Source organism: Amycolatopsis sp. NPDC047767 (genome assembly GCF_040704195.1).
Classification (GTDB): Bacteria; Actinomycetota; Actinomycetes; order Mycobacteriales; family Pseudonocardiaceae; genus Amycolatopsis.
Map to the genome: position 1 here is coordinate 71,091 of NZ_JBEYSJ010000042.1, position 8,992 is coordinate 80,082.

General features: G+C 72.0%; 9 protein-coding genes. 3 read left to right on the forward strand and 6 right to left on the reverse strand.

The window, feature by feature from the left end; translation table 11 throughout:
- Positions 1-63: 63 nt before the first annotated feature.
- Both AB0878_RS43305 and AB0878_RS43310 read left to right on the forward strand, forming a co-directional pair.
- The gene (locus AB0878_RS43305) at positions 64-3,351 is read left to right on the forward strand and encodes an error-prone DNA polymerase (RefSeq protein ID WP_366587999.1); all 3,288 of its coding nucleotides are present in this window, start codon (positions 64-66) and stop codon (positions 3,349-3,351) included.
- A gap of 61 nt (positions 3,352-3,412) precedes the next feature.
- Entirely contained in the window at positions 3,413-3,862 is a 450-nt protein-coding gene (locus AB0878_RS43310) for a hypothetical protein (protein WP_366587976.1), read from the forward strand.
- On the opposite strand, the gene AB0878_RS43315 is transcribed toward AB0878_RS43310, so the two are convergent.
- The 5 genes from AB0878_RS43315 to AB0878_RS43335 form a co-directional block, all read right to left on the reverse strand.
- The gene (locus AB0878_RS43315) at positions 3,828-4,364 is read right to left on the reverse strand and encodes a nucleotidyltransferase family protein (protein WP_366587979.1); all 537 of its coding nucleotides are present in this window, start codon (positions 4,362-4,364) and stop codon (positions 3,828-3,830) included. The two genes, AB0878_RS43310 and AB0878_RS43315, sit on opposite strands and share 35 nt — an antisense overlap.
- Before the next feature lie 210 nt (positions 4,365-4,574).
- A complete protein-coding gene (locus tag AB0878_RS43320; RefSeq protein ID WP_366587981.1) occupies positions 4,575-4,853 on the reverse strand; it encodes a hypothetical protein in 279 nt (92 codons plus the stop codon).
- A 35-nt stretch (positions 4,854-4,888) separates the two neighbouring features.
- Positions 4,889-5,227, reverse strand: coding sequence for a hypothetical protein (locus AB0878_RS43325; protein ID WP_366587983.1), 339 nt, complete (start codon positions 5,225-5,227; stop codon positions 4,889-4,891).
- A gap of 165 nt (positions 5,228-5,392) precedes the next feature.
- Positions 5,393-6,058 (reverse strand): nitroreductase, encoded by a 666-nt coding sequence (locus AB0878_RS43330; protein ID WP_366587985.1) that lies wholly within the window; start codon positions 6,056-6,058, stop codon positions 5,393-5,395.
- Between the two features lie 89 nt (positions 6,059-6,147).
- Positions 6,148-7,284, reverse strand: a complete 1,137-nt coding sequence (locus AB0878_RS43335) for a cysteine desulfurase family protein (RefSeq protein ID WP_366587988.1) — start codon at positions 7,282-7,284, stop codon at positions 6,148-6,150.
- 65 nt (positions 7,285-7,349) lie between these two features.
- On the opposite strand from AB0878_RS43335, the gene AB0878_RS43340 reads away from it, so the two are divergent.
- A complete protein-coding gene (locus AB0878_RS43340; RefSeq protein ID WP_366587990.1) occupies positions 7,350-7,595 on the forward strand; it encodes a hypothetical protein in 246 nt (81 codons plus the stop codon).
- Between the two features lie 6 nt (positions 7,596-7,601).
- Here the strand turns inward: AB0878_RS43340 and AB0878_RS43345 are convergent.
- Positions 7,602-8,992, reverse strand: a 1,391-nt coding sequence (locus AB0878_RS43345) for an MmgE/PrpD family protein (protein WP_366587992.1), incomplete at its 5' end; no start/stop codon positions are given.

The following is an 8,992-nucleotide window of genomic DNA, read 5'->3' on the forward strand; positions in this document are numbered from 1 at the left end:
GAGGACAGTGCGGTGGACCAGCAGGACCAGCAACACCGGCGAGGCGGCTTCAACAACCCCCTCATGCGGTGGGCGGAACTGGAGCGGATCGCGGCGGGGCGGGCGCCCGTGCGGGGTGACGGCGGGGACTCGCCGGCGTGGTCGCGCAAGCGGGAGGGGTACCGGGCGCCCGAGCGGTTGCGGCCGTGGGCGGACGTGGAGGCCGACGTGCGGCGGGTGCCGTACGCGGAGCTGCACCTGCATTCGTACTTCTCGTTCCTCGACGGTGTCGCCTCGCCGGAGGCGCTCGTCGAGGAGGCCGTGCGGCTGGGGCTCGACGCGCTGGTGCTCACCGACCGCGACGGGATGTACGGCGCCGTCCGGTTCGCCGAGGCCGCGCGCGAGGTCGGGGTGCGCACGGGCTACGGCGCGGAGCTGTCGCTCGGCCTGCCGGCGCCGCAGGGCGGGGTGGCCGACCCCGTCGGCACGCACCTGCAGGTGATCGCGCGTGACCTCGAGGGGTACCGGCGGCTGTGCTCGGTGATCTCGCGCGGGCAGCTGGCGGGGGAGAAGGGCCGTCCGGTGCTCGCGCTCGACGACGTCGCCGACGAGCTGCGCGGCCACGTCCTCGTGCTCAGCGGCTGCCGCAAGGGCGCGGTCCGCAGCGCGCTCGCGCGGGGCGACGACGCGGGGGCGGCCACGGCGCTGCGGACGCTGGCCGAGCGGTTCGGCCGGGAGAACGTGGCCGTCGAGCTGCTGGAGGAGGGCCTGCCGCTCGACGCCGTGCACAACGATCGGCTCGACGAGCTGGCGCGCGAGCTGCGGCTGCCGACGGTGGCGTCGAACAACGTCCACTACGCGCGCCCCGAGCAGGCGCGCCACGCCGCGGCCGTGGCGGCGATCCGGGCGCGCCGGTCCGTCGACGAGCTGGAGGGCTGGCTGCCCGCCGACGGCACGGCGTTCCTGCGCAGCGGCGCCGAACAGGCCGGCCGCTTCGCGCGGTACCCGGGCGCGGTGCAGCGGGCCGCGCTGCTCGGGGTGGAGTGCGCGTTCGACCTCGCTTTGGTGGCCCCGGAACTGCCGCCGTTCGCGGTGCCCGAGGGGTTCGCCGACGAGGACGACTACCTGCGCCACCTGACGTTCGAGGGCGCCGCCGCGCGCTACGGCGGCCGCGCGGACAACCCGAAGGCCTACGCCCAGCTCGACCACGAGCTCGCGGTCATCCGGCAGCTCGGGTTCCCCGGCTACTTCCTCGTGGTGTGGGACATCGTCAGGTTCTGTCGGAAATCGAACATCCTCGCCCAGGGCCGCGGTTCGGCCGCGAACTCCGCGGTGTGCTTCGCGTTGCGGATCAGCCACGCCGACCCCGTGAAGTGGGGGTTGTTGTTCGAACGGTTTCTCGCCCCCGAGCGCGACGGCCCACCGGACATCGACGTCGACATCGAGTCCGACCGGCGCGAGGAGGTGATCCAGTACGTCTATGCGAAACATGGTCGTTTTCACGCGGCCCAGGTTGCGAATGTCATCACTTATCGTTCGCGTTCTGCCATCCGAGACGCCGCCAAGGCGCTCGGCTACTCGACCGGCCAGCAGGACGCGTTCGGCAAGCGGGTGGACCGCTGGTCGTCCGTCGCGAGCGGCTCGACGCCGGGGGAGCAGGGCCACGAGATCCCCGACGACGTGCTGGAGTGCGCCGCCTGGCTGGAGGACACGCCGCGGCACCTGGGCGTGCACTCGGGCGGCATGGTGATCGCGAAGACGCCCGTCTCCGAGATCGTGCCGGTGGAGTGGGCGACGGCGGCCGACCGCAGCGTGCTGCAGTGGGACAAGGACGACTGCGCCGCGATCGGGCTCACGAAGTTCGACCTGCTGGGCCTGGGCATGTTGTCGGCGCTGCACTACATGATCGACCTCGTCGCCGAGCACCACGACGTCCACATCGGACTGCACGACCTCGACCTCGCCGACCCGGCCGTGTACGACATGCTGTGCGAGGCCGACGCGGTCGGGGTGTTCCAAGTGGAGTCCCGCGCGCAGCTCGGCACCCTGCCCCGCCTGCGGCCGCGGAGGTTCTACGACCTCGTGGTGGAGGTCGCGCTCATCCGGCCGGGGCCGATCCAGGGCGGTTCGGTGCACCCGTACATCCGGCGCCGGCGGGGTGAGGAGGAGTGGTCGCACGCGCACCCGTTGCTGGCGCCGGCGCTGGAGCGGACCCTGGGCGTGCCGCTGTTCCAGGAACAGGTGATGCAGATGGCGCGTGACGTCGCGTCGTTCACCGCGGCCGAGGCCGACCAGCTGCGCCGGGCCATGGGGGCCAAGCGTTCCAGCGAGAAGATGCGCCGGCTTGCGGGCCGCTTCTTCGAAGGCGCCGCGGCCAACGGTGTGGCGCCCGACCTCGCCGCCCGGATCTTCGAGCAGATCCACGCCTTCTCCGGTTACGGTTTCCCCGAGGCGCACTCGATGTCGTTCGCGCTGCTGGTGTACGCGTCGGCGTGGTTCAAGCGCTACTACCCGGCCGCGTTCTGCGCCGGCCTGCTGCGCGCGCAGCCCATGGGTTTCTACAGCCCGCAGTCCCTCGTCGCCGACGCGCGCCACCACGGCGTGGTCACGCGCTCGCCGGACCTCAACCTCTCCCTGCCGCACGCGACACTGGAGTCCTGTTCGGACAGTACCGGCGGCGTCGCGATCCGGCTGGGCCTCGCCGGCGTCCGCTCGGTGGGCCAGGACGTGGCCGACCGCATCGTCGCCGAACGCGACGCCGGCGGGCCGTTCGCGTCCATCGGCGACCTGACCGAACGCGTCCAGCTCGCCCGCCCGGTCGTCGAATCCCTCGCCACGGCAGGCGTTTTCGGCGACCGCCGCTCGGCGCTGTGGGCCGCCGGCCCCGCGTCGGCCACGCGGCCCGACCACCTGTCCGGCCTGTCGCTCGGCCACCACGCGCCCCCGCTGCCCGGCATGACGGCGTTCGAACTGGCCACCGCCGACCTCTGGGCCACGGGCATCACGCCCGACCGCCACCCCGTCTCGTTCCTGCGCAGCCACCTCGACGCCCTGGGCGCCCTCCCGGCCGCCTCACTCCTGTCGGTCCCCGACGGCACCCGCATCCAGGTCGGCGGCGCCGTCACGCACAAACAACGCCCCGCCACCGCCGGCGGCATCACGTTCCTCAACCTGGAAGACGAGACGGGCATGACCAACGTCATCGTCTCCGTCGGCGTGTGGCGCCGCAACCGCCGCCTCCTGCAGAACCACTCGGTGCTCCTGGTGCGCGGCATCGCCCAGGTCGGCCAGGGCACCGTCTCGGTGGTGGCGGACCACCTGGCGGCCCTGGACTTGACGGGCCTGGCCCAGAAGTCACGGGACTTCAGGTGAGGCCGGGTCTTCCCGCGGAAACGCGGTGGGTCTCCGGCGCCGGCTGCGGAACAATGCGTGCATGGACAACGAGGCGAGGCGCGAGGCCGTGGCCGCACTGATCAGGCTCGCGGGAAGCCCCGACTACCGCGACAGAGCCGACGCGGGCCGGAGCCTGGCCGCCTTCGCCGAGATCCCCGAGGCGAGCGGGCCACTGCTGGGGCTCGTCCTTGACGCCGGTGACACGTTCGTCACCCTCGCGACGGCGGAGGCGCTGCTCCGGCGCCAGGACTCGGCTGGGCTAGCAGTGGTCGCCACCGCACTCGCCGCCGCTGATCCCGACCGGGCTGATTGGATCCACACCGCGGTGCTCGATGTGTTCGGGGTGTTCTCACACGACAGGGACGCCGCGGTGCGCGAGTGCGAGGCACTGGCGCGGAACCCTGATGACCAGATGCGCTGCGGCGCGGACCAATTGACCGTCATGCTCGTCGGGATCAACCCGATCCTTCACCCGGCACAGAACGACTGACGTTCGGCCAGGGCAGAACCGTGAGCTCTGGCCACTCCCGGCGCCAACGGCTGGTCTTCGCCTCGAAGACATCGCGTGGTGCCAGGATCGGGTTGGGCCGGACGATGAGGTTGAACACGTCGGACAGCCCGTGCGGGGCGTACACGCGCCAGTGCCCGCCTGGTTCGAGGCGGACCCCCAGGCAGCAGGTGGTCGCGGCGAAGGAGTCGATCGCGTCCTCGGTGGAGGTGTGAGCAGGACATGGCGTCCCGAACTTCTCCTCGTACCAGAGATGGACGCGTGCCTCGTTGCGGATCTCCACCTCGGCTGGGATGTCGGCGAAGACCTGCCTCGCCGACTGGATCACCGCGTCCTCCGCCTCCCAGGACAGGTCGGTGGCGTCGAAGTAGAACAGGTCGTAGTCCTTGATGCCGTTGCCGGGCGCCCGGTCGGTGACTGCGTTCCAGACGGTCTGGAACAGACAGCCTGCCGTGAGATACCAGCCGGGCAGCCCCAGCGACACCGACCGGGACAGCACCTCCGTGAGCACCTCGTTGCGGGAGAGCACCTTTCGGAAGGCGTCGAGTTGTTCGTCAACAGGTAGTTGGCTGATCACCGCCTATGCCTACCACCTGCGCGGCTGGGTGGGCGGACACGCGTCAACGACCGGACGGCACACGACTTCGATTGGCGCGACTCGGGCCAGGTGTTTGGTCTCCCGGTGCGCCGACGGTCAGCAGAACCAGCCGGCCTGCACCCAGCCGCGCTTGTTGACGTGGCCCATGGCGTAGCCTTCGGCCCAGCCGCCGCTGGGGGAGTAGCGCGAGAGTTCGAAGTGGTCGCCGCTGTAGAGGGTGCCGATGATGACGCCGGCGGGTTCGTTGCGGACGTAGAGGTCGGTCGCGCAGATCTCGTACACCGTGCCGGCGGAGGCGGCCGGGGCGAGGCCGACCGCGGCCGCCGTGGCGAGCGCGGTGGCGGCCAGGACCTGGGCGGGGCGGGGAATGGGCATGGTTCTCCTGTTCCGGGGATTCGGGGGGCGACGGCTCAGTCGAGGCTGAAGCAGCTGCGCAGCAGGAAGCCCCACTTGCTCTTGCCGTGCCAGAAAACGTCGGCCGAGTAGTGGTCGGCGGTGATGTAGCGGACGCCGATGTAGTTGCCCTGCACCAAAGTGTCGATCGGGTCCGAGTGCCCCTGGCCCGAGGTGTAGTTGCCGAAGAGTGTGGCGGTCGCGCACGTGATGTGCGCCGGCCGGGTGGGCACCCACGGGTCTGACAGCGTCCCGCTGCCGCTCTGCGCGCTCGCCTGCGCCGGCACGACCCCCAGGCCGGCGGCCCCCAGCACCAGCACGGCCACCGCCAGGGCGCGACGAGGAATGAACCGCATCATCCGTTCCTTTCCGGCCGGGACGACACCGGCCGTGAAAAGAAGTACCAAACCCCTGCGGCGAAAAGGAAGACATCCGGTGGACCCCGCGTGGACAGCCGGGCGGCGTCGGGCGTTCGGCTGCGGCCCGGTACTGCGAACGGACGATTGCCGGCCGGAAACCCGCTAGCCGCCGACGAACGTCACCGTCTCCTCGAGCGGCGCCCGCCCCGTGCGGCCGAGGTCGACGGTGATGTCCTCGTGGCCGAGGGACATGCCGCAGAACAGAATGAGGTCCGCCGGCGGCGAGACGATCTCGGCGACGGTCTTGTGGAACTTCGCCCACGCCATCTGCGGGCAGCTGTGCAGCCCTTCGGCGCGCAGCAGCAACATGACGGTCTGCAGGAACATCCCCGCGTCGGACCACTGCGGCCGGCCCATGGTGGGGTCGAGGTAGCAGAACAACGCGGCCGGGGCGCCGAAGCAGTCCCAGTTCGCGGCGGCGGCGCGCTGGCTCGCCTCGACGTCCTCGCGGGAGATACCGAGCGCACCGTAACGCTGCTTCCCGAACGCGGCGCGCCGCTCGGCGTACGGCGACTTCAGCATGGCCGGGTACTGCTCGTACTGGGCCGCGTCCCACGGGTCCCGGGTCGCGATCCGCTCGCCCGCGCGCTTCTTCAGCTCCGCCAGCGGCGCCCCCGTCACCACGAACACCTGCCACGGCTGCAGATTCGACCCGGACGGCGCCGCGCGGGCGGCCGCCAGCACCCGCCGAAGCACCTCCGGCGCCACCGGCTCGTCCGTGAAGCCCCGCACCGCCCGCCGGCTCGTGACTGCCTCGTAGACGTCCATCGACCCTGCCCTCTTTGGTGTCTAGTGAAATAGTATCAGTCAATACTATCTTGAAGGAAGCCTCCGACCGTGTGAGGACGCTTACGCGATCACGCCGCGCGGACGAGCGCCTTCACGGCAACGTTGACGTCACCCGGCTCAGTGAAGCGGCCCAGGGAAAGCCGGATCGCCGAGAGCGCTCGCTCCGGCGCGACACCCATCGCGGTGAGCACGGGCGAAGGGGAGTGGACCCCGCTGTGGCAGGCCGACCCCGTCGACGCGGCGAGCTCCGGGCAGGCGGCCAGCAGCTCGTGGCCCCGGACGCCGTCGATGCTCACGTTGAGCGTGTTCGGCAGCCGCCGCGCGGGGCCGTTCACGTGCACGCGACCGGGCAACGCGGCCGCCAGCCGGTTCTGCAGCGAATCCCGTAGGCCGGCGATCCGGGCGCCGTCCGTCGTGACGTCGGCCGCCAGCCGCGCGGCGGTGCCGAGTGCGACCGCGAGGGCGACGTTCTCGGTGCCGGCTCGCAGGCCACGTTCCTGGCCGCCGCCATAGACGACGGGCTCCAGCTCGACGCCGCGGCGCACGTACAGCGCCGCCGCTCCGCGCGGCGCGTACATCTTGTGCCCGACGATCGTCAGCAGGTCCACGCCCAGCCGCGCCACGTCGACCGGGACCTTCGCGCACGCCTGTGCGGCGTCGCAGTGCACGAGGGCACCGTGCTCGTGCGCGATCGCCGCGAGCTCGGGGATCGGTTGCAGCGCACCGGTTTCGTTGTTGGCCGCCATGATCGACACCACGGTCTTCGCCGCGGGAGCGCGCACGGCGGCTTCGAGGGAAGCCGGCTCGACAAGTCCTTTGTGGTCGACCGGCAGCACGGTGACCCGCGTGCCGTGCAGCCGCGCCAGCGCTCGCGCCGTCTCCAGCACGGACGGGTGCTCGGTCGCCTGGACGACCAGGTGCGCGTCCGCGCCGGCCACCGCGCCCCGCAGCGCCAGCAGGTTCGCCTCCGAACCCGACGCGGTGAACACCACCTCGTCCGCCCGCGCCCCGGCGAACTCCGCCACCTGCTCGCGCGCCTCCGCCAGCGCCCGCCGCGGCACGGCCGCGTACGCGTGGTCGCTGGAGGGATTGCCGAACCACTCGGCCCAGAACGGCAGCGCCGCCTCCACCACCCGCGGGTCGACGGGCGTGGTCGCGTTGTAGTCCAGGTACACCGGCGCGGGCTGGTTCACCAAGTCCTCCACGGGTCAAAGGAGAAGCCTAGCCCCGGCGGTCCCGGTAGGTTGGGTCGCGACGAAGGGGGAGTCCGATGGCGACGTATTCGATTTCGGTCCGGCTGCAGCGCACGACGGTCGAGGAGGCCTACGTGTCCGTGCCGGTCGGTGACGCGGTGCTGCGGGACGAGCCGGAACCCGACGGCTCCGCGCGCCTCGATCCGCAGAAGGTGATGGCCGCGGCGGTCGAGCTGGGCCGTGCGGCGCACTGGTCGGCCGAAGACGTGCGGATCACGCCGCACCCGATTCAGAAGCCGCCGCCCGGGGTCGAGGAAGGCTGACCGTCGTCATTCGACGCGCGAGCAAGCCTCCCCGAACTCCAGGGCCGAGGTCGTGTCGTCCGTGCCCAGAGCCAGAACGGCGGAGCGAACCCGTGCGGCAGTGGTGTCGTCGACCACCAGGGCCATGTTCTCGGCGTACTTGGCCGATATGTCCTCACTGGACAGTGGCCGTTCGGCATGCCCGCGGTTCACCTGTTCCCGCCGGAACAACCGGCGCCCGTCTTGCAGTGTGACTTCCACCGCGGCCGAGTAGGCGTCCGGGAATCGCGACTCCGGGTCGTCGGCGAAGTCCACCCGGTCGGCGACCGCGTGGATGGCCGGGTCGTCGAGCGAGGCCGGCGTGAACTCCGCCAGTGTGAGCCGGCCGCGGGTCAGGCAGGCGCCCGCGATGTAGGGCACGCTGAACTTCGCGTCGTACAGGTCGCGGGGGCGGCGTTTGCGTTCCGCGGGCTCGAAGACGGCCGCCGCGGCGGTGGGGTGGACGAGGCAGCGGATGTGCTCGACGTCGTCGGCCGTGAAGCCCTCGGTTGCGCGCAGGGCGAGCAACGCGTCGGCGAAGCCGTGGCTGAAGTGGCAGCTCGGGTAGGGCTTCACGCCCGTCGTGAGGAGTTCCCAGCGGGAGCCGAGGCCGTCGGTCAGCGCGTCGGGATCCCAGGAACGCGCGCCCAAATGCGTGGCGTAGAGCCCGTAGCGGCCCTCGTACACCCGGCCCGGGCCCGGCCACCCCGCGCGGGCGAACGCCGCCGCCGTCAGGCCCGACGCGGCGGCCCAGCCCGGGTGCAGGCGTTTCGTCCACGCGCCGTCCTCCAGGAACTCCAGGATTCCCGACGCCATCGAGCCCACGATCTCCTGCGCGCCCGCGATCCCGGCGGCGTCGAGGCCGCCGAGCTTCGCCGCGGCCACCGCGGCGCCGAACGCGCCCGCGACACCGGTCGGGTGGAAGCCCGCGTCGTGGAAACCGCCGTGCGCCGCCAGTCCGACGCGGGCGCTCACCTCGATCGCCAGCACGTACGCCACCAGCAGCTCCCGCGCGGTGCGCCCGGACGCGATCGCGGCGGCCAGCGAAGCGGGCAACGCCGAAGCCGACACGTGCACGATCGAGCCGATGTGCGTGTCGTCGAAGTCGTGGCCGTGCACGAGGATTCCGCCCAGCATCGCGGCGTCGCGCGCGGGCAGGCGGTCGGGGAGCGCGAGCACGGGCTGGTCGCCGGAGCCCAGGAACGAGAACGCCTCGCGGGCCTTGCGCGCGAACGGTTCGTCCGCCGCGCAGAACGCGAGCCCCACCGCGTCGAGGGCGAGGTGGCGCGCCTGCTCGACGACGGCGGCGGGCAGGTCTTCGAACCGGACGCCGGCGGCGAACTCCCCGAGCCGGCCGGCGAGCGTGGTGGTCGGGTGCA